This is a genomic window from Pseudomonas parafulva (assembly GCF_000800255.1).
In the GTDB taxonomy this organism is placed as follows: Bacteria; Pseudomonadota; Gammaproteobacteria; order Pseudomonadales; family Pseudomonadaceae; genus Aquipseudomonas; species Aquipseudomonas boreofloridensis.
The window spans coordinates 2,049,245-2,068,547 of record NZ_CP009747.1; the positions used below are offsets into that span (position 1 = coordinate 2,049,245).

Sequence of the window (19,303 nt, forward strand, 5' to 3'; positions counted from 1 at the left end):
GCGCTGAGCGCTGCCACGGCCGGGCCACCCACCTGTCCGACCACAGTCGACCCGGAAAGGTCCGATCAGAGGTTCTCGTAGCGGTTCATGTCCAGTACCCCGGCTTCGACCGGATCGGTTTCCTCGATGAAGGTGCTCAGGTCATGGAAGTACTGCCAGAACTGCGGATGGCTGCGGCGAATGCCCCAGCGCTCGACGATGCGCTCGAACTTGCCGGTGTCGTCGCGCGCCGCTTCCATGGCGTCCACGAATGCCGCCACCTCAGTGGCCGGAATGTTGAACATGAAGTTGGGGTAACTGCTCAGCACGCCCGGGTACAGGGTCAAGGTATCCAGACCCGGCTGGTAGCGATAGGCCTCGCCGAGCAGGAACGCGACATTGCTGTGGGCGCGGTTGCGCAGCAGGCTGTAGACCTGGCGCTGACCGCCCTGCCCCTCGATGCGCAGCATGGTCGCCTCGGGCAGCTGGCCGATCACCTTGAGCCCGGCCGCCGGACGCGACACCAGGCGGCTGAGCGACTGCTCGACGTCACGGAACTGCGCGTTCATCTGCGGCCGCGAGCAATAGGCCCCGGTGCAGCGGTTGATCGGGTCGGGAGCCGCGTTGAGGCTGGCGGTGCGCTGCAGCAGCTTGAGGCCGAAATCGCGTTCGGCGTGGTGCTTGTCCAGTTGCAGCCCGCTGGGCGTGTCGGTGTCGATGTCGGTGTAGTCCAGCCACATCTTCACCTTGCCGCTGTTCTGGTACCAATCGTCGAGGATCGCCCCGCGCTTCTCGGCGGGCATCAGGCGCAGGAAATTGACCTCGGCGCCATTGCGGATCAGGTCGAAGTACAGACGCGTCTGCAACTGGTGAGAGACGTTGCCGAACACGTCGAAGTTGACCGCCAACTGGTAATAGGTGCGCTCGAGCAGCGGGTAGTCGAACAACCACATGGTGGTCGGCACATCGCCGATCAGGCCCTTGCTCACCGAGGCGCTGTCGAAGTGGCGGAAGATGCTCAGCAAGGCGTTGTCATTGCCGGCCCACAGCGTCGACCAACTCGGTGGCGGCATTTCGGCATAGGCCTCGCGGCGCAGGGTTTCGTAGTCGTTGCGCTTGTTGCGGTAAGCGCGCCACAGGCTCAACACGCTGCCGACGTCGTCGATCTGTCCAGGCATGGCCAGCAGCGGCGTCGCCTGGCCACGGTACACCGCGTCGGTGACATAGCGGTCGTGGGCCGGCTCCTGGAACAGCGCCCAGAAGTTGTCGCGGATCACGTCGGTGGCGATCTGCCCACGGCAGACCGGGCCGCGGATGAAGGTGCGCACGAAGTATTCGGCGTTGTCGAGCATGAATTGGTAGCGCGCCACCGCCGGGATCGCTTCGAAGGTCTCGAACGGATTGGCGCGGCGCTGCGGGCCATAGCCTGGCAGCGAAGTGGTCTGCCAATCGCCGCTGTAGAACAGCTGCTTGACGCGCTTGAGCTTCTGCGGACCCATCGGGTAGGTGATGTGGGTCTTGTGCACGATCACGCCCTGCACCGGCATCAATCGGTAGTAGAAATCGCTACCCGGCGGATCGTTGGGCCGCCGCGTGGCGATCAGGTCCACCGGCTGGCCACTGGGCGTGCGCGAACGCACCCACTGGAAGAAGTGACCCGGCTCACCGCCGGTGAAATAGATGTGCGCCAGGAACAGGTGCTCGTACAGCCAGCGACCGACCAGCGCTTCGCTGGCGCCTGGGCGGTTGAGCAGTGCCTCCCACTCGGCGATCTGGCTGGCCTCGCTGGCGCTTGGCTGGATCGGCTGGTACTCCACCGGCGCGCCGGCGGCGAGCCAGCGCTGCAAGGTCTGGTGTTCCTGATCGGTGAGCCCGGTGACCGCCAACGGCATGCCCTCCTTGGGATGGGCGCCGGCGTAGGCGTCGAACTCGTGGGGCAGCGGGCACATGTTGTTGCGCTCCAGGCCCAGGACGATCTCGTCCGGCAACTTGGCATTGGGCGTGAGTGGGGTCTTGTGGCCCAGCTCGAGCATGCGCGCCATCAGCGCCGCCTGGCTGCCTTGGGCGTCGAGCACCGAGTAGAAACCCTTCTTGCGCCAGGCTTCTTCACCCTGGGCATCGTAGAACAGCCGCGTGGTCGGCACCGCCTCGCTGCGCTCGCCCTGGTACACCGGCACTTTCGAGGCGCCGCGCTGCACGCCTTCGGCACTGCCCAAGTTGAGCTGGCAGGCCGCATCGTTGCAGGCGTGGCAGGCCACGCACTTCTGGGTAAAGATCGGCTGGATGTCCCGGGTATAAGAAATGCTCGGGCTCGATTGAGGGGCTTGGGCCCATGCGGCGCCACCGAGCAGCAAGGCAAAGGAGGCGGCGATAAAACGTTGCACCATGTGCGCAGTGTCCTGGTTCTTGAGAGCTGTCACGATTGTCTGTGTTTCCAACGGGTCTGCGCCTGGCATCGCCAACATGAATCAAATTCATGCAATTGGCCGATGCACCTAAAATCCGTGCAGCTTTGTTATTATCCCGCACTTCCGATCTTCGTCCGACCAGGTTAGTTCTCATGCCCGACCGCAGCGCTCGTCTCCAAGCACTTCAGCACGCACTGAAGGAGCGTATCCTGATTCTGGACGGCGGTATGGGTACCATGATCCAGAGCTATCGTCTGGAGGAAAAGGACTATCGTGGCACGCGCTTCGCCGATTGGCCAAGCGATGTTAAGGGCAACAACGACTTGCTGCTGCTGACCCAGCCCCAGGTGATCGCCGCCATCGAGAAGGCGTACCTGGACGCCGGCGCCGATATTCTCGAGACCAACACCTTCAACGCCACCCAGGTGTCCCAGGCCGACTACGGCATGGAAGCGCTGGTCTACGAGCTCAACGTCGAAGGCGCGCGCATCGCCCGCCAGGTGGCGGACGCCAAGACCCTGGAAACCCCGGAACGCCCACGTTTCGTCGCTGGCGTGCTCGGCCCCACCAGCCGCACCTGCTCGATTTCCCCGGACGTCAACGACCCAGGCTATCGCAACGTCACCTTCGACGAACTGGTGCTCAACTACACCGAGGCCACCCGCGGTCTGATCGAAGGCGGCGCGGACCTGATCCTGATCGAAACCATCTTCGACACGCTCAACGCCAAGGCCGCGATCTTCGCCGTGCAGCAGGTGTTCGAGGAAGATCGGGTCGAATTGCCGATCATGATCTCCGGCACCATCACCGACGCCTCTGGCCGCACCCTGTCCGGACAGACCACCGAAGCCTTCTGGAACTCGGTACGCCACGCCAAGCCTATTTCGGTAGGCCTGAACTGCGCACTCGGCGCCAAGGACCTGCGCCCCTATCTGGAAGAGCTCTCGGCCAAGGCCGACACCCAGGTGTCTGCCCACCCCAACGCCGGCCTGCCCAACGCCTTCGGCGAGTACGACGAAACCCCGGCGGAAATGGCGGCGGTGGTCGAGGAGTTCGCCGCCAGTGGCTTCCTCAACATCATCGGCGGCTGCTGCGGCACCACCCCAGGCCATATCCAGGCCATCGCCGAGGCCGTGGCCAAGTACCCGCCACGGGCCATCCCGGACATTCCCAAGGCCTGCCGGCTGTCGGGCCTGGAACCGTTCACCATCGATCGCCAGTCGCTGTTCGTCAACGTCGGCGAACGTACGAACATCACCGGTTCCGCCAAGTTCGCCCGGCTGATCCGCGAAGAGAACTACACCGAAGCCCTGGAAGTGGCGCTGCAGCAGGTCGAGGCCGGCGCCCAGGTGATCGACATCAACATGGACGAAGGGATGCTCGACTCCCAGGCGGCCATGGTGCGCTTCCTCAACCTGATCGCCGGCGAGCCGGACATCTCCCGCGTGCCGATCATGATCGACTCCTCGAAGTGGGAGGTGATCGAAGCGGGCCTGAAGTGCATCCAGGGCAAGGGTATCGTCAACTCGATCTCGATGAAGGAAGGCGTCGAGCAATTCAAGCACCACGCCAACCTGTGCAAACGCTACGGCGCCGCCGTGGTGGTGATGGCCTTCGACGAGGTCGGCCAGGCCGACACCGCCGCGCGCAAGCGGGAAATCTGCCAGCGCAGCTACGACATCCTGGTCAACGAGGTGGGCTTCCCGCCCGAAGACATCATCTTCGACCCGAACATCTTCGCCGTCGCCACCGGCATCGAGGAACACAACAACTACGCCGTGGACTTCATCGAAGCCTGCGCCTACATCCGCGACCACCTGCCCCACGCGCTGAGTTCGGGCGGCGTGTCCAACGTGTCGTTCTCCTTCCGTGGCAACAACCCGGTACGCGAAGCGATCCACTCGGTGTTCCTCTACCACGCCATTCAGAATGGCCTGACCATGGGCATCGTCAATGCCGGCCAACTGGAGATCTACGACGAGATCCCCGCCGCGCTGCGCGAGAAGGTCGAGGACGTGGTGCTCAACCGCACCCCCGAGGGCACCGACGCCCTGCTGGCCATCGCCGACGACTACAAAGGCGGCGGCGCCACCAAGGAAGTGGAAAACGAAGAGTGGCGCTCGATGCCGGTGGACAAGCGCCTGGAACACGCGCTGGTCAAGGGCATCACCGCCTACATCGTCGAAGACACCGAGGAATGCCGGCAGTTGGCCACGCGGCCGATCGAGGTCATCGAAGGACCGCTGATGAGCGGCATGAACGTGGTCGGCGACCTGTTCGGCGCCGGCAAGATGTTCCTGCCGCAAGTGGTCAAGTCGGCGCGGGTAATGAAGCAGGCGGTGGCGCACCTGATTCCGTTCATCGAAGCCGAAAAAGGCGACAAGCCCGAGGCCAAGGGCAAGATCCTCATGGCCACGGTCAAGGGTGACGTGCACGACATCGGCAAGAACATCGTCGGTGTGGTGCTCGGCTGCAACGGCTATGACATCGTCGACCTCGGCGTGATGGTGCCAGCCGAGAAGATCCTGCAGACCGCCCGCGAGCAGAAGTGCGACATCATCGGTTTGTCCGGCCTGATCACCCCGTCGCTGGACGAAATGGTCCACGTAGCCCGCGAAATGCAGCGCCAGGACTTCCACCTGCCGCTGATGATCGGCGGCGCCACCACCTCCAAAGCCCACACGGCGGTGAAGATCGAGCCCAAGTACGCCAACGACGCGGTGATCTACGTCACCGACGCCTCGCGCGCGGTGGGCGTAGCCACCCAGTTGCTGTCCAAGGAGCTCAAGGGCGCCTTCGTCGACAAGACCCGCCAGGAATACGTGGAAGTGCGCGAGCGCACCGCCAACCGCAGCGCCCGCACCGAACGCCTGAGCTACGACCAGGCCATCGCCGCCAAGCCCCACTACGACTGGGCCGCCTACCAGCCGGCAGTCCCCTCCTTCACCGGCGTCAAGGTGCTGGAAGACATCGACCTGCGCGAACTGGCCGAGTACATCGACTGGACGCCGTTCTTCATTTCCTGGGACCTGGCCGGCAAGTTCCCGCGCATCCTCACCGACGAGGTGGTCGGCGAAGCCGCCACGGCGCTGTACCAGGACGCCCGCGACATGCTCGAGAAGCTGATCAGCGAGCAACTGATCAGCGCCCGTGCGGTGTTCGGCTTCTGGCCGGCCAACCAGGTCGAGCACGATGACATCGAGGTGTACGGCGACCAAGGCCAGACCCTGGCCACCCTGCACCACCTGCGCCAACAGACCATCAAGCCCGACGGCAAGCCGAACTGGTCGCTGGCCGACTTCGTCGCGCCGAAGGACAGCGGCGTCACCGACTATGTCGGTGGCTTCATCACCACCGCCGGCATCGGCGCCGAGGAAGTGGCCAAGGCCTATCAAGACAAGGGCGACGACTACAGCTCGATCATGGTCAAGGCCCTGGCCGACCGTCTGGCCGAGGCCTGCGCCGAATGGCTGCACGCCCGGGTGCGCAAGCAGTACTGGGGCTACGCCCAGGACGAGCAACTGGACAACGAGGCGCTGATCAAGGAGCAGTACAGCGGTATCCGCCCGGCCCCGGGCTACCCCGCCTGCCCGGACCACACCGAGAAGGCCACGCTGTTCCGCCTGCTCGACGGCACCGCCATCGGCGAAACCGGCCCCAGCGGCGTGTTCCTCACCGAGCACTTCGCCATGTTCCCGGCGGCCGCCGTCAGCGGCTGGTATTTCGCCCACCCGCAGGCGCAGTACTTCGCGGTCGGCAAGGTGGAAAAGGACCAGATCGAGCGCTACAGCGCTCGCAAAGGCCAGGCCATCAGCGTCAGCGAACGCTGGCTGGCACCGAACCTGGGCTACGAGGCCTGATCCTGTAGGCGCAGCGGTTAGCGGTTCGCCGTTCACCGCTTGCCACTTGCCGCTTGCCGCTTGCCACTTGCCGCTTCCAATCCCCTAAATTCCTTCCGCGCAGGCTCGTCCATCCCTCACAACAGGTACCTCACCTGCCCTGACGATGGCGAGCCGCGAGAAGGCCATGACACGACCCCTTTGCATCCCCCACCCGCGCACGGCGCCTTCGGGCCACGCCCTGCCATGAACGACCGCCGAACCTTTCTCAAGCAAGCCGGCCTGTTGGCCGCAGCCCTACCCCTCGGCAGCGCCCTGCAGCACAGCGCCCAGGCCGCCACCGCGCCGCCGCACATCCAACCCCAGACCCAGGACAAGTGGCAGCGCCTGCGCCAGTTGTTCGACCAAGACCCTGACTACCTGCACTTCTCCAACTTCCTGATCACCTCCCACCCGCGTCCGGTGACCGAGGCCATCGCCCGCTATCGCGCCCACCTGGACCGCAACCCAGGGCTGGCCATGGACTGGGATCGCGAAGAGGTGTGGCAGCACGAAGCGCGGGTACGCCAAGCCGCCGGTCGCTACCTCAATGCCCGTCCCGGCCAGATCGCCCTGACCGGCAGCACCACCGAAGGCCTGACCCTGATCTTCGGCGGCCTGCAGGTGCGCCCGGACCAGGAAATCCTCATCACCCCGCATGAGCACTACGCTACCAAACATGTGCTGGCCTACCGCAGCCAGCGCGAAGGCACCCAGGTGCGGCGTATTCCGCTGTTCGACCAGCCCGCCAACGTGTCCGCCGATGAAATCCTCGGCAACATCGCTGCCGGCATTCGCGACAACACCCGCGTGCTGGGCATGACCTGGGTGCAGTCCGGCAGTGGCGTCAAGCTCCCAATCGGCGAGATCGGCCAACTGGTCGCCGAGCGCAACCGTAACCGCGACGACAAGGACCGCATTCTGTACGTGGTCGACGGTGTGCATGGCTTCGGCGTGGAAGACCTCGACTTTCCTTCCATGCACTGCGACTACTTCATCGCCGGCACCCACAAATGGCTGTTCGGCCCACGCGGCACCGGCATCATCTGCGCCGCCTCGGAAACGCTCGACCACCTGACGCCGATCATCCCCACCTTCTCCCAGGACAGCGACTTCGCCACCAGCATGACCCCGGGTGGCTACCACGCCTTCGAGCATCGCTGGGCCGTGGACGAAGCGTTCAACCTGCACCTGCAACTGGGCAAGGCGGACGTGCAAACGCGCATTCACCAGCTCAACAGCGACCTCAAGCAGCGCCTGCTGGCCTTGCCCGGCATCGAACTGGTCACGCCGCAGCGCCCGGCCCTGTCGTCGGGTTTCAGCTTCTTCCGGGTCAAGGGCCAGGACAGCGACCAGGTGGCGGCCTACCTGATGGCCAATCGGGTGGTCGCCGACGCCGTGGACCGTGACGTCGGCCCGGTGGTGCGGACCGCGCCGGGACTGCTCAACGACGAGCGCGAGCTGGACCGCTTTATGGCCATCCTCGAAAAACGCCTGTAGGCCCGCCTGTGGCGTGCCCCGTTTCACCCTTCAGACAGCGAGACCCACGATGACTCCACAGCCTCCCCATCCCCTGTCCGCCCTGCCATTGGCCCTGGGCCTGGTACTGATGACCGGCCTGTCCGCCAGCGCCCTGGCCGCCAGCCCCGCCCAGCCGGGCAAGGTGTTCAAGGACTGCAAGGACTGCCCGGAAATGGTGGTGTTGCCGGCAGGCACCTTCACCATGGGCACCCCCGATGACGAACTCGGGCGCCAGCCCGACGAAGGCCCGCTGCACGAGGTGACGTTCAAGAAAGCCTTCGCCGTCAGCCGCTTCCAGGTCCAGAACGGCGAGTGGAAAGCCTACCTGCGCAGCAGCGGTTACCAAGTGCCCAACGGCGACACCCGCCCCGGTCGCGAATGCATTGCCGGTAAGCCGCGCTACCCCCAGGGCGACAAGCAGCCAGCGGTGTGCCTGAACTTCCACGAGGCCGAAGCCTACGCCGCGTGGTTGTCGAAGAAGACCGGCCACGTCTACAAGGTGCAGAGCGAAGCCCAGCGCGAGTACGCCGTTCGCGGCGGCAGCAGCGGCCCGTTCCCCTTCCCCTTCGATGAAGGCGAGGAGTACAGCATCGCCAAGCACGCCAACACCTACGGTCCCAAGGACGGTTTCTCCTACACATCGCCCGCCGGTAGCTACCCACCCAATCCCTACGGCGTGTACGACGGTCACGGCAACGTCTACGAGTGGACCCGCGACTGCTACGTCGACAGCTACGCCACGGCGCCCACCGACGGCAGCCCGCAGACCAAAAGCAGCGAATGCGCCGACCGTAGGGTGATTCGCGGCAACGACTACACCGAGGCGCCGATCTTCTCGCGCTCCGGCAACCGCAACGAACGCAGTTCGACCCTGCGCGGCGATTGGCTGGGTTTCCGAGTGGTGCGCGAGCTCTGAGCTCACCTGCAAAAAAATCGAACTGTGCCGGGAACGCGCCGCTCATACGTGTATGCAGTACATCCCGTGAAGCTTCTGGAGGATTGATCATGCGTTACGCGCTGCTTGTCCCGGCACTGGTGCTGTGCATTCCCGCAGGTTCGGCGCTGGCCCGCGTCGATGGTCGCGACGTCGCGACCTCGGCGGGTGTTTCGGCGTCGCTGTATTCCACCTTCAAGGACGACAAACGGATCATCCCTGCCCGCGACGAACTGTCATCGTTCGTGGCCAGCGGTGGTGCGATCCGTGGGGTCTATGTCGACGCCGCGCTGCAGCGGGCGCGGCAAACTCATCCCGGCCTGCAGGTCAGCGACGAAGAGCTGGCCCAGGCGCTGCTGTCGCAGGATGACCTGCTAGAACAGTAACCCGCCTGTCCAGGAGCGGGCTCACCCGCTCCTGCACGGCAGTGTCAGACCGCAGACGCACCCGCGACCTGCCGCCCCATTCGCGACCCTGCTATCGATCCATTCAGCCAATCTATCAATCAGCTTGATAGTGACCTTCGAGTCATTCGATTCGTTACCGCCGCTTGACGCTCGCAGAATCCGCCCACTATTCCTACATTGGCGGAGTTCTCCATGGAACCTTCATTCAAGGCCCTGCGCCTTCCCCTCGCTGCCCTGGCAGTGGCGGTGATCAGCGCCTGCGGCAAGACCCCTGACGCCACGCAAGCACCCGCCGCGCCCACCGTCAGCGTGGCCAAGGTGATCGAGCAGCCGATCAACGAATGGGACGAATTCACCGGCCGCCTGGAAGCGCCGGAAACCGTCGAGGTGCGCCCGCGCGTCTCCGGACAGATCGACCGCGTGGCCTTCACCGAAGGCGCCCAGGTCAATAAGGGCGACCTGCTGTTCCAGATCGACCCGCGCCCCTTCCAGGCCGAAGTCCGCCGCCTCGAAGCGCAACTGCAACAAGCCAAGGCCAGTGCCACCCGCAGCGCCAACGAAGCCCGTCGCGGCGAGCGCCTGCGCGACAGCAACGCCATCTCCGCCGAACTGGCCGAGTCGCGCAGCAGCGCCGCCGCCGAAGCGCGTGCCGGGGTCGAAGCCATTCAGGCGCAGTTGGACCTGGCCCGCCTGAACCTGAGTTTCACCCGCGTCACCTCGCCGATCAGTGGTCGCGTCAGCCGCGCCGAGTTCACCGCCGGCAACATCGTCACTGCCGACGTCACGCCGCTGACCAGCGTGGTCTCCACCGACAAGGTCTACGCCTATTTCGACGCCGACGAACGCGTCTACCTCAAGTACACCCAGCTCGCACGCCAGGGCCAGCGCGGCCAGAGCACCCCGGTGTACCTGGGCCTGACCAACGAAGCCGGCAACCCACACCTGGGCCAGATGAACTTCGTCGACAACCAGGTCAACCCACGCACCGGCACCATCCGTGGCCGCGCCGTGTTCGACAACCGCGACGGCCAGTTCACCCCCGGCCTGTACGCCCGCTTGAAGCTGGTCGGCAGCGCCCAGTACGACGCCATGCTGATCAACGACGAAGCCGTCGGCACCGACCTGGGCAAGAAATTCGTGCTGGTCATGGACCAAGACAACAAGGCCACCTACCGCGCGGTGGAACTGGGGCCCAAGCTCGAAGGCCTGCGCATCGTGCGCAGCGGCCTGAACAAGGACGAGCGCATCGTCGTCAAGGGCCTGCAGCGCGTGCGTCCCGGCTCGCCGGTCACGCCCCAGGAAACGCCGATGGCCAGCGACGACACCCTGGCCACCCTCGCCCGTCAGCGTGAGGCGCTGCAAGCCAGTAACCCCGCACCGGCCGTGGCCGGCTCGACCGTGAAAGTCGCCAGTGCCCCAGCACCGCGCGGTTAAGGGACGACACCCATGAACTTCTCGAAATTCTTCATCACCCGGCCGATCTTCGCCGCCGTGCTGTCGCTGGTCCTGCTGATCGCCGGTGCGATCTCGCTGTTCCAACTGCCGATCAGCGAATACCCCGAAGTGGTGCCACCCACGGTGGTGGTGCGCGCCAACTTCCCCGGCGCCAACCCCAAGGTCATCGGCGAAACCGTCGCCGCGCCGCTTGAACAGGCGATCACCGGGGTCGAGAACATGCTGTACATGTCCTCGCAATCCACCGCCGACGGCAAGCTCACGCTGACCATCACCTTCGCCCTGGGCACCGACCTGGACAACGCCCAGGTGCAGGTACAGAACCGCGTGACCCGCACCCAGCCCAAGCTGCCGGAGGAAGTCACACGCATCGGCATCACCGTCGACAAGGCCTCGCCCGACCTGACCATGGTCGTGCACCTGACCTCGCCGGACCAGCGCTACGACATGCTCTACCTGTCCAACTACGCCATCCTCAACATCAAGGACGAGTTGGCGCGCCTGGGCGGCGTGGGCGACGTGCAACTGTTCGGCATGGGCGATTACTCGCTGCGCGTGTGGCTCGACCCGAACAAGACCGCCTCGCGCAACCTCACCGCCAGCGACGTGGTCGCGGCGATCCGCGAGCAGAACCGCCAGGTCGCCGCCGGCCAGCTCGGCGCGCCGCCCGCGCCCGGCTCCACCAGCTTCCAACTGTCGATCAACACCCAGGGCCGCCTGGTCAGCGAGGAGGAATTCGAGAACATCATCATCCGCGCCGGTGCCGACGGCGAGATCACCCGCCTGAAAGACATCGCTCGGGTCGAGCTGGGCTCCAGCCAATACGCCCTGCGCTCGCTGCTGAACAACCAGCCGGCGGTGGCCATCCCGATCTTCCAACGCCCTGGCTCCAACGCCATCGAGATCTCCGACGAAGTGCGGGCCAAGATGGCCGAGCTGAAGAAGGACTTCCCCGAGGGCATGGACTACAGCATCGTCTACGACCCCACTGTGTTCGTCCGTGGCTCCATCGAAGCGGTGGTGCACACCCTGTTCGAAGCCCTGGTGCTGGTGGTGCTGGTGGTGATCCTGTTCCTGCAGACCTGGCGCGCCTCGATCATCCCGCTGATGGCGGTGCCGGTATCGCTGATCGGCACCTTTGCAGTGATGCACCTGTTCGGCTTTTCGCTCAACGCCCTGTCGCTGTTCGGCTTGGTGCTGGCCATCGGCATCGTGGTGGACGACGCCATCGTCGTGGTGGAAAACGTCGAGCGCAACATCGCCCTGGGCCTCAAGCCCCTGGAGGCCACGCAGAAAGCCATGAGCGAGGTCACCGGGCCGATCATCGCCACCGCCCTGGTGCTGTGCGCGGTATTCGTACCGGCCGCATTCATCTCCGGCCTTACCGGTCAGTTCTACAAGCAGTTCGCCCTGACCATCGCCATCTCCACGGTGATCTCGGCGTTCAACTCGCTGACCCTGTCGCCGGCCCTGGCGGCCGTGCTGCTCAAAGAGCACCACGCACCGAAGGACCGTTTCTCGCGGGTGCTCGACCGGCTGCTGGGCAGTTGGCTGTTCGCCCCGTTCAACCGGTTCTTCGACCGCGCCAGCCATCGCTACGTGGGCGGCGTGCGCCGGGTCATCCGCTCCAGCGGCATTGCCCTGTTCGTCTACGCCGGCCTGATCGGCCTGACCTACCTGGGCTTCTCCTCGACGCCGACCGGCTTCGTCCCGGCGCAGGACAAGCAGTACCTGGTGGCCTTCGCGCAACTGCCCGACGCCGCCAGCCTCGACCGCACCGAGGCGGTGATCAAGCGCATGAGCGAGATCGCCCTCAAGCAACCCGGCGTGGCCGACTCGGTGGCCTTCCCGGGCCTGTCGATCAACGGTTTCACCAACAGCCCCAACAGCGGCATCGTGTTCACCCCGCTCAAGCCGTTCGACGAGCGTCGCGACCCCAGCCAGTCGGCCGGTGCCATCGCTGCGGCGCTGAACGCGCAGTTCGCCGACATACAGGACGCCTACATCGCAATCTTCCCACCGCCGCCGGTTCAGGGCCTGGGCACCATCGGCGGCTTCCGCCTGCAGATCGAGGACCGCGGCAACCTGGGCTACGAGGCGCTGTACAAGGAAACCCAGAACATCATCGCCAAAAGCCGCGAGGTGCCTGAACTGGCCGGGCTGTTCACCAGCTACCAGGTCAACGTGCCGCAGGTCGATGCCGCCATCGACCGGGAAAAGGCCAAGACCCACGGGGTGGCGATCAACGACATCTTCGACACCCTGCAGGTCTACCTGGGCTCGTTGTATACCAACGACTTCAACCGCTTCGGTCGCACCTACCAGGTCAACGTCCAGGCCGAACAGCAGTTCCGCCTCGACGCCGAGCAGATCGGCCAGTTGAAGGTGCGCAACAACCTGGGCGAGATTATTCCACTGGCCACCTTCCTCAAGGTCAGCGACACCTCCGGGCCTGATCGGGTCATGCACTACAACGGCTTCATCACCGCCGAGATCAACGGCGCGGCAGCCCCCGGCTACAGCTCGGGCCAGGCCGAAGCGGCGATCGAGAAGCTGCTCAAGCAGGAATTGCCCAATGGCATGACCTACGAATGGACCGACCTGACCTACCAGCAGATCCTGGCCGGCAACACCGCGTTGTTCGTCTTCCCGCTGTGCGTGCTGCTGGCGTTCCTGGTACTGGCGGCGCAGTACGAAAGCTGGAGCCTGCCGCTGGCGGTGATCCTGATCGTGCCGATGACCCTGCTGTCGGCCATCACCGGGGTGATCATCTCCGGCGGTGACAACAACATCTTCACCCAGATCGGCTTGATCGTGCTGGTGGGCCTGGCGTGCAAGAACGCCATCCTCATCGTCGAGTTCGCCAAGGACAAACAAGCCGAGGGCCTCGACCCACTGGCCGCGGTCCTGGAAGCCTGCCGCCTGCGTCTGCGGCCGATCCTGATGACCTCCATCGCCTTCATCATGGGCGTGGTGCCGCTGGTGTTCTCCTCCGGTGCCGGCGCCGAGATGCGCCATGCCATGGGCGTGGCAGTGTTCTCCGGGATGATCGGGGTGACCGTGTTCGGCCTGTTCCTGACGCCGGTGTTCTTCAACCTGATCCGCCGCCGGGTCGCCCGCCGTCAGGCTGGCACCGCCGAGCCTGCGCACACCCTGGAGAATCCTGCATGAGCCTGCTCAAACCCCTGACCCCGAGCCTGCTGGCGCTGGCCCTGGCGGCCTGTGCGGTGGGCCCGGACTACCACGCGCCGGACACCGCCCCGGCGCGGCTGGACAGCGCCGCAGCGGCGCAGACCCTGGACCGCAGCCGCTTCGAAAGCCGTTGGTGGAAACAGTTCGACGACCCGACCCTGGACCAGTTGGTGCAGGCGTCGCTGCAGGGTAACCGCGACCTGCGCGTGGCCTTCGCCCGACTCAAGGCCGCGCGGGCGATCCGCGAGGACGCCGACAACGACGACCTGCCGGTGGTCACCAGCCGCGCCAGCAGCGAGATCGCCAAGGGCCAGGTGCCGGGTCAGACCGATCGCCGGGTCAACCAAGAGCGCTACGACCTGGGCCTGGACATGACCTGGGAGCTCGACCTGTTCGGCCGCATCCAGCGCCGCATCGAGGCCAGCGCGGCCCGCGAAGACGCAGCCCTTGCCGATCTGCAGCAGTTGCAGGTCAGCCTGATCGCCGAGCTGGTCGACGCCTATGGTCAACTGCGTGGCGCCCAGTTGCGCGAAACCATCGCCCTGGCCAACCTGCAGACCCAGCAGGATTCGCGGCGCATCACCGTGACCCTGCGCGACACCGGCGTGGGTAACGAACTGGATGTGGTGCGCGCCGACGCGCGGCTGGCGGCGGTGGAGGCCAGCGTGCCGCAACTGCAAGCCGAACAGGTGCGCGCCCGCAACCGCATCGCCACCCTGCTCGGCCAGCGCCCGGACGCCCTGAGCGTGGACCTCTCGCCCAGGCAACTGCCGGCCATCGCCAAGGCCCTGCCGGTGGGTGATCCGGGCGAGCTGCTGCGCCGCCGTCCGGACATTCGCCGCGCCGAGCGCCAGCTCGCCGCCGCCACCGCCGATGTGGGCGTGGCCACCGCCGACCTGTTCCCCCGGGTCAGCCTTAGCGGCTTCCTGGGTTTCACCGCCGGACGCGGTTCGCAGATCGGCGCTTCGGCAGCCAACGCCTGGGCACTGGGCCCGAGCATCACTTGGGCGGCCTTCGACCTGGGCAGCGTGCGTGCGCGACTGCGCGGCGCCAAGGCCGACGCCGAGGGTGCCCTGGCCAGCTATGAGCAGCAGGTGTTGCTGGCCCTGGAAGAATCGTCGAACGCCTTCAGCGACTACGGCAAGCGCCAGCAGCGCCTGCTGTCGCTGATGCGCCAGAGCGACGCCAGCCGCAAGGCGGCGGAGCTGGCCTCGATCCGCTATCGCGAAGGCACCGCCGATTACCTGGTGCTGCTCGATGCCGAACGGGAAAAACTGGCGGCCGAAGACGCCCAGGCCCAGGGCGAAGTGGAGCTGTACCGCGGCATCGTCTCGATCTACAAGGCCCTGGGGGGCGGCTGGCAGCCGGAGACCGTCGCCAGCGTGAAGTAACGTCCCCGGCAGCGCCTGCAACGACTCCTTTGGTGGATCTCCACCAGCCCTAGCCCCGCTGGCCTCGGTCAGCGGGGCTTTTTTTATCCAGCCGCTCCAGCACGGCCATTTGTTAAGGCACCTACTGAATCGTTGTACTAGGATAGCGACCTAAGCCAATCGGAATGATAGCTATGTGCTATTATCCGACAGCAACACCAGGACGATTCACCCACCCATGGATGCCACGATGAATTCGCACCTGTTCTTCCCGCAAGTCGGCAAAGTCATTGCCAGCACCGGCAGCCGCCAGTTTCCGCGCCTGCTGCATGACCTGATCCAGACCCACCTGAGCGTCGACGCCACGCACATCCGCCAGGTACGCCCGGCCTCCAGCGCCAACGGCCACAGCACCACATTGCTCAGCGAAACCGTGTTCAGCGACGCCGAACAGGACGGGCTGGAACTGGTCGCTCCCGCGCGTCTGCACCTGGTGCGGCGTACCCCCGACTACCACTACGAACTGCACGTGCTGCGCGCCGACGACGCGGCGTTCTCGGCCTGCGAGCGCGACCGCCTGCTGGACATCTCGCCGTTGCTGCTGCCCATGCTGCACAAGCACCTGGAAGCGTTGCAGCCCAGCCTTGCCGAGCGCAACGGCGCCGACAACCTGCAACGGCGCTTCCAGGAACGCCTCGACCAGGCCGGCCTGAGCCTGTCCAACCGCGAACTGCAGGTGTGCCTGGGCCTGCTGGCAGGACGCACCGCGCCGCAGCAGGCCGAGCACCTGCAGCTCAAGGTCAACACCGTGGAAAGCTACCTGCGCCGCGCCGCGATCAAGCTGGGCATCGGCGGGCGTCACTCGCTGATGAAGTGGATGTACGCAGCCGACCCCCAAGGCCCGGCCGCGAACTGACGCCGACGCTCGACTCAATCCCGCGCCAGCGCCTCGATGGGGTCCAGGCGCGCCGCGTTGCGTGCCGGCACGAAGCCGAACAGCACGCCGATCAAGGTGGAGCAGGCGAACGCCGTGGCGATCGATGCCGGTGAGAAGACCATCTGCCATTGCTGGACGAACAGCGTGAACAGGTAGCCGATCCCATACGACAGGCCGATGCCCACCAGCCCGCCAAAAAGACACACCATCACCGCCTCCACCAAAAATTGCTGGCGGATATCCGACTGCCGCGCCCCCACCGCCATGCGGATGCCGATCTCACGGGTGCGCTCGGTGACCGACACCAGCATGATGTTCATCACCCCGATGCCACCGACCACCAGCGAAATCACTGCGATCAGCGACAACAGCAAGGTCAGCGAGCGGCTGGTCTTCTGCACCGTTTGCATGATGCTGTCCAGGTTGTTGGTGAAGAAATCCTTGCTGCCATGGCGCTGCAGCATCAGCGCGTTGACCTCCTTATCCACCCGCTGGCTGGGAATGCCGTCCTTGATCCGCACGCTGATGCTGTCCAGGTGACGCTGGCCGAGCACCCGCCCGGCGGCGGTCTCGTAGGGCACCCAGACGTTCAGCGCATTGCCGGCGGCGAACAGGTTCTTGGTGTCCTTGGTCACCCCGATCACCGTGCACGGCAGGTTGCCGATCAGAATCACTTGACCGAGCGGATCGACGCCTGCGCCGAACAGCCGCTGGCGCGTGTTGTGGTCGATCACCACGACCTGGGCCTGGCGCCGGGCATCGCTCTCGCTGAAGGCGATGCCGGCGGCCAGCTCGATGTTACGCACTTGGAAATAGCGCTCGCTGACGCCGTTGAGCTGCACGTCCAGGTCGATGTTGCGGTAGCGCACCAGCAGGCTGCGGCCGATCACCGGGGTGGCGCTGTCGACGTAGTACAGCTGGTTCAGCGCCTGCACGTCGCCGAGCACCAAGGTCTCGATGCTTTTGGCTCGACTGTCCCCGAAGTTGCTCCCCGAATAGATGTCGATAGTGTTGCTGCCAATCGCCTGGATGTCCTTGAGCACGTAGCCCTTGGCGCCTTCGCCGATGGCCGAGATCGACACCACCGACGTGATGCCGATGACGATGCCAAGCATGGTCAGCAAGGTGCGCATGCGGTGCGAGACCAAGGCGATCCAGGCCATGTTGAAGGCCTCGCGGAACAGGCCCAGGTTGGCCACCAGACGCCGCGTCGGACGGCCCTGGCGCTGGGTCTCGGCCGCCACCGCAGCGGGCGCCGCCTGCGCCGGGTTGCGCCGGTCGCTGACGATCTGCCCATCGCTCACTTCGATGATCCGCTGGGCATGGGCCGCGACCTTCGGATCATGGGTCACCAGGATCACCGTGTGCCCGGCACCGTGCAGTTCCAGCAGGATCGCCATCACCTCCTTGCCGCTGACGGTGTCCAGCGCCCCGGTTGGCTCGTCGGCGAGGATCACCTCGCCACCGTTCATCAAGGCGCGACAGATACTCACCCGCTGCTGCTGGCCGCCCGACAGTTGGCTGGGGCGATGACTCAAGTGCCCGCCCAGGCCCAAGCGCCGCAGCAGCTCTTCGGCGCGCTGGTGACGCTGCGCCGAAGGCGTGCCGGCGTATACCGCGGGAATCTCGACGTTGCGCAGCGCGTCCAGGTGCGGCAGCAGGTGGTAACGCTGGAAAATGAAGCCGAAATGGTCCCGGCGCAACGCGGCCAGTTCCTCGTCATCCATGTCACGGGTTTCCTGACCATCGACCTGATAGGAACCGGCGCTGGCGTGGTCGAGGCACCCCAGGATGTTCATCAGCGTCGACTTGCCCGAACCGGAGGCGCCGATGATCGCCACCAGCTCGCCGGCGTGAATGTCCAGGTCGATGTGGCGCAGGGCGAGAAACTCGCGGTCTCCGGCCATGAAACGGCGGCTCACGCCCTCCAGGCGCAGCAACGGCTGCGCGGCGATCTGCACGGGTGTGCGCTGCGCACCGGGCGCGACGTTCATGTTCATGCTCACGCCCCCGCCGCATCGCCGATCGGCTCGCCGATCACCACCCGGTCGCCTTCGGCCAGGCCCTGCTTGATCTCGACCCTGACGTTGTTGTTGATCCCGGCCTGGACCTGGCGCACCTGGGCGAAACCTTTGTCATCGAGCACGCGTACGGCGAAGCGACCCTCGCCCTCGCCCGGCCCGAGCGCCGCCACCGGCACGGTGAGCACCGCTTCGGCGGTGGCCAGCACGATGCGCACCTGGGCGGTCATGGCGATGCGCAAGCGATGGTCGGGGTTGGGCACCTCGAACAGCGCGTTGTAGAACACCGCGGTGTTCTGCTTGGGCGCGGCGGCGCCGCTGCGGTCGCTGCTTTCCAGGTAGTTCTGCGGCGCCGGTTCCGTGCCGCGCAAGGTGGCGTAGTAGCGGCGTTCCTCGCCGAGGATGGTGAAGTACACCGGCTGCCCCGGCGTGATGTGGATCACGTCGGCTTCCGAGACCTGCGCCTTGACCGTCATGGTGTCCAGGTCGGCGAGCTTGAGGATCACCGGCGCCAGTTGCTGGGCGATCACGGTCTGGCCTTGCTGGGTGACGATGCCCACCACATCGCCGTCGATCGGCGCGCTGATGCGGGTGTAGTCCAGGTTGACCTTGGCCGTGTCGATCTGCACCTGGGCGCTCTTGATCTGCGCGTCCAGCGAGTTGAGGGTGGCCTGCTGCACCTGATACTCGGACTCGGCGTTCTCGAAGTCCTGGCGCGAGATCGACTCGTCGTCCTGCAGCGCCTGGTAGCGCTCGTACACCCGCCGCGTCTGGTTGACCCGGGCCAAGGTCGAGCGCCGCTCGGCCTGCAGCTTTTCCTCGTCGACCTGAGCCTGGCGCAGGGTGTTGCGCAGCACCAGCGGGTCGATCTCGGCCAGCCACTGGCCCTTGCTCACCTTGTCGCCCAGCTTGACCTTCAGCGAGCGCAACTGCCCGGATACCTGGGCGCCGACATCCACCTGGCGGATGCCTTCGAGCACCCCCGTGGCCAATACCGCATTCTCGATGTCGCCGCGTTCGACCGTGGCGGTGATGTAGCGCGGCGCCTTGGCCGGCGCCTGCACCGCGTACAGGGCGATGCCAGCCACCAGGGCCAGGGCGCAGGCCAGGCCGACCTTGCGAAATCCATTCTTGTCCATAAGCACTCGTTTTCCATTGCCAATGCAGGCGTGGGGCTGGGCAGCGCGGGGGCTGCCCGGCC

Annotated in this window: 11 protein-coding genes; 8 read left to right on the forward strand and 3 right to left on the reverse strand. The window is 65.7% G+C overall.

What is annotated here, in order from left to right; genetic code table 11:
* Positions 1-65: 65 nt before the first annotated feature.
* Complete coding sequence (locus NJ69_RS08890) at positions 66-2,366, reverse strand: fatty acid cis/trans isomerase (RefSeq protein WP_039578202.1); 2,301 nt, start codon at positions 2,364-2,366, stop codon at positions 66-68.
* A 173-nt stretch (positions 2,367-2,539) separates the two neighbouring features.
* On the opposite strand from NJ69_RS08890, the gene metH reads away from it, so the two are divergent.
* From metH to NJ69_RS08930, 8 genes are all read left to right on the forward strand, one after another.
* Positions 2,540-6,247 carry a methionine synthase gene (gene metH, locus NJ69_RS08895; RefSeq protein ID WP_039578204.1) on the forward strand — a complete coding sequence of 1,236 codons (3,708 nt, stop codon included), beginning with the start codon at positions 2,540-2,542 and terminating at the stop codon, positions 6,245-6,247.
* 225 nt (positions 6,248-6,472) lie between these two features.
* Positions 6,473-7,765 (forward strand): aminotransferase class V-fold PLP-dependent enzyme, encoded by a 1,293-nt coding sequence (locus tag NJ69_RS08900; RefSeq protein ID WP_039578207.1) that lies wholly within the window; start codon positions 6,473-6,475, stop codon positions 7,763-7,765.
* Between the two features lie 49 nt (positions 7,766-7,814).
* Positions 7,815-8,702, forward strand: coding sequence for a formylglycine-generating enzyme family protein (locus tag NJ69_RS08905; protein WP_039578209.1), 888 nt, complete (start codon positions 7,815-7,817; stop codon positions 8,700-8,702).
* 89 nt (positions 8,703-8,791) lie between these two features.
* Positions 8,792-9,106 carry a DUF2388 domain-containing protein gene (locus tag NJ69_RS08910; RefSeq protein ID WP_039578212.1) on the forward strand — a complete coding sequence of 105 codons (315 nt, stop codon included), beginning with the start codon at positions 8,792-8,794 and terminating at the stop codon, positions 9,104-9,106.
* A 213-nt stretch (positions 9,107-9,319) separates the two neighbouring features.
* Positions 9,320-10,561, forward strand: a complete 1,242-nt coding sequence (gene mexE, locus NJ69_RS08915; RefSeq protein ID WP_039578214.1) for a multidrug efflux RND transporter periplasmic adaptor subunit MexE — start codon at positions 9,320-9,322, stop codon at positions 10,559-10,561.
* A gap of 12 nt (positions 10,562-10,573) precedes the next feature.
* The gene (locus NJ69_RS08920) at positions 10,574-13,753 is read left to right on the forward strand and encodes an efflux RND transporter permease subunit (protein WP_039578217.1); all 3,180 of its coding nucleotides are present in this window, start codon (positions 10,574-10,576) and stop codon (positions 13,751-13,753) included.
* Positions 13,750-15,165, forward strand: a complete 1,416-nt coding sequence (locus tag NJ69_RS08925; protein WP_039578218.1) for an efflux transporter outer membrane subunit — start codon at positions 13,750-13,752, stop codon at positions 15,163-15,165. Before NJ69_RS08920 ends, NJ69_RS08925 begins: the two co-directional genes overlap by 4 nt.
* Before the next feature lie 229 nt (positions 15,166-15,394).
* Complete coding sequence (locus tag NJ69_RS08930; RefSeq protein WP_039578220.1) at positions 15,395-16,060, forward strand: helix-turn-helix transcriptional regulator; 666 nt, start codon at positions 15,395-15,397, stop codon at positions 16,058-16,060.
* Positions 16,061-16,074: 14 nt separating this feature from the next.
* Here NJ69_RS08930 and NJ69_RS08935 read toward each other — a convergent pair whose 3' ends face one another.
* A complete protein-coding gene (locus NJ69_RS08935; RefSeq protein ID WP_167335980.1) occupies positions 16,075-18,075 on the reverse strand; it encodes a MacB family efflux pump subunit in 2,001 nt (666 codons plus the stop codon).
* 8 nt (positions 18,076-18,083) lie between these two features.
* Positions 18,084-19,241: a macrolide transporter subunit MacA gene (gene macA, locus NJ69_RS08940; RefSeq protein ID WP_039578222.1), complete on the reverse strand. Its 1,158-nt coding sequence runs from the start codon at positions 19,239-19,241 to the stop codon at positions 18,084-18,086.
* Positions 19,242-19,303: the final 62 nt, after the last annotated feature.

Excerpts from the sequence above, each read along its gene's own strand:
- NJ69_RS08890 (WP_039578202.1), bottom strand. The coding sequence starts at position 2,366 with ATGGTGCAACGTTTTATCGCCGCCTCCTTTGCCTTGCTGCTCGGTGGC.
- metH (WP_039578204.1), top strand. The coding sequence starts at position 2,540 with ATGCCCGACCGCAGCGCTCGTCTCCAAGCACTTCAGCACGCACTGAAG.
- NJ69_RS08900 (WP_039578207.1), top strand. The coding sequence starts at position 6,473 with ATGAACGACCGCCGAACCTTTCTCAAGCAAGCCGGCCTGTTGGCCGCA.
- NJ69_RS08905 (WP_039578209.1), top strand. The coding sequence starts at position 7,815 with ATGACTCCACAGCCTCCCCATCCCCTGTCCGCCCTGCCATTGGCCCTG.
- NJ69_RS08910 (WP_039578212.1), top strand. The coding sequence starts at position 8,792 with ATGCGTTACGCGCTGCTTGTCCCGGCACTGGTGCTGTGCATTCCCGCA.
- mexE (WP_039578214.1), top strand. The coding sequence starts at position 9,320 with ATGGAACCTTCATTCAAGGCCCTGCGCCTTCCCCTCGCTGCCCTGGCA.
- NJ69_RS08920 (WP_039578217.1), top strand. The coding sequence starts at position 10,574 with ATGAACTTCTCGAAATTCTTCATCACCCGGCCGATCTTCGCCGCCGTG.
- NJ69_RS08925 (WP_039578218.1), top strand. The coding sequence starts at position 13,750 with ATGAGCCTGCTCAAACCCCTGACCCCGAGCCTGCTGGCGCTGGCCCTG.
- NJ69_RS08930 (WP_039578220.1), top strand. The coding sequence starts at position 15,395 with ATGAATTCGCACCTGTTCTTCCCGCAAGTCGGCAAAGTCATTGCCAGC.
- NJ69_RS08935 (WP_167335980.1), bottom strand. The coding sequence starts at position 18,075 with ATGAACGTCGCGCCCGGTGCGCAGCGCACACCCGTGCAGATCGCCGCG.
- macA (WP_039578222.1), bottom strand. The coding sequence starts at position 19,241 with ATGGACAAGAATGGATTTCGCAAGGTCGGCCTGGCCTGCGCCCTGGCC.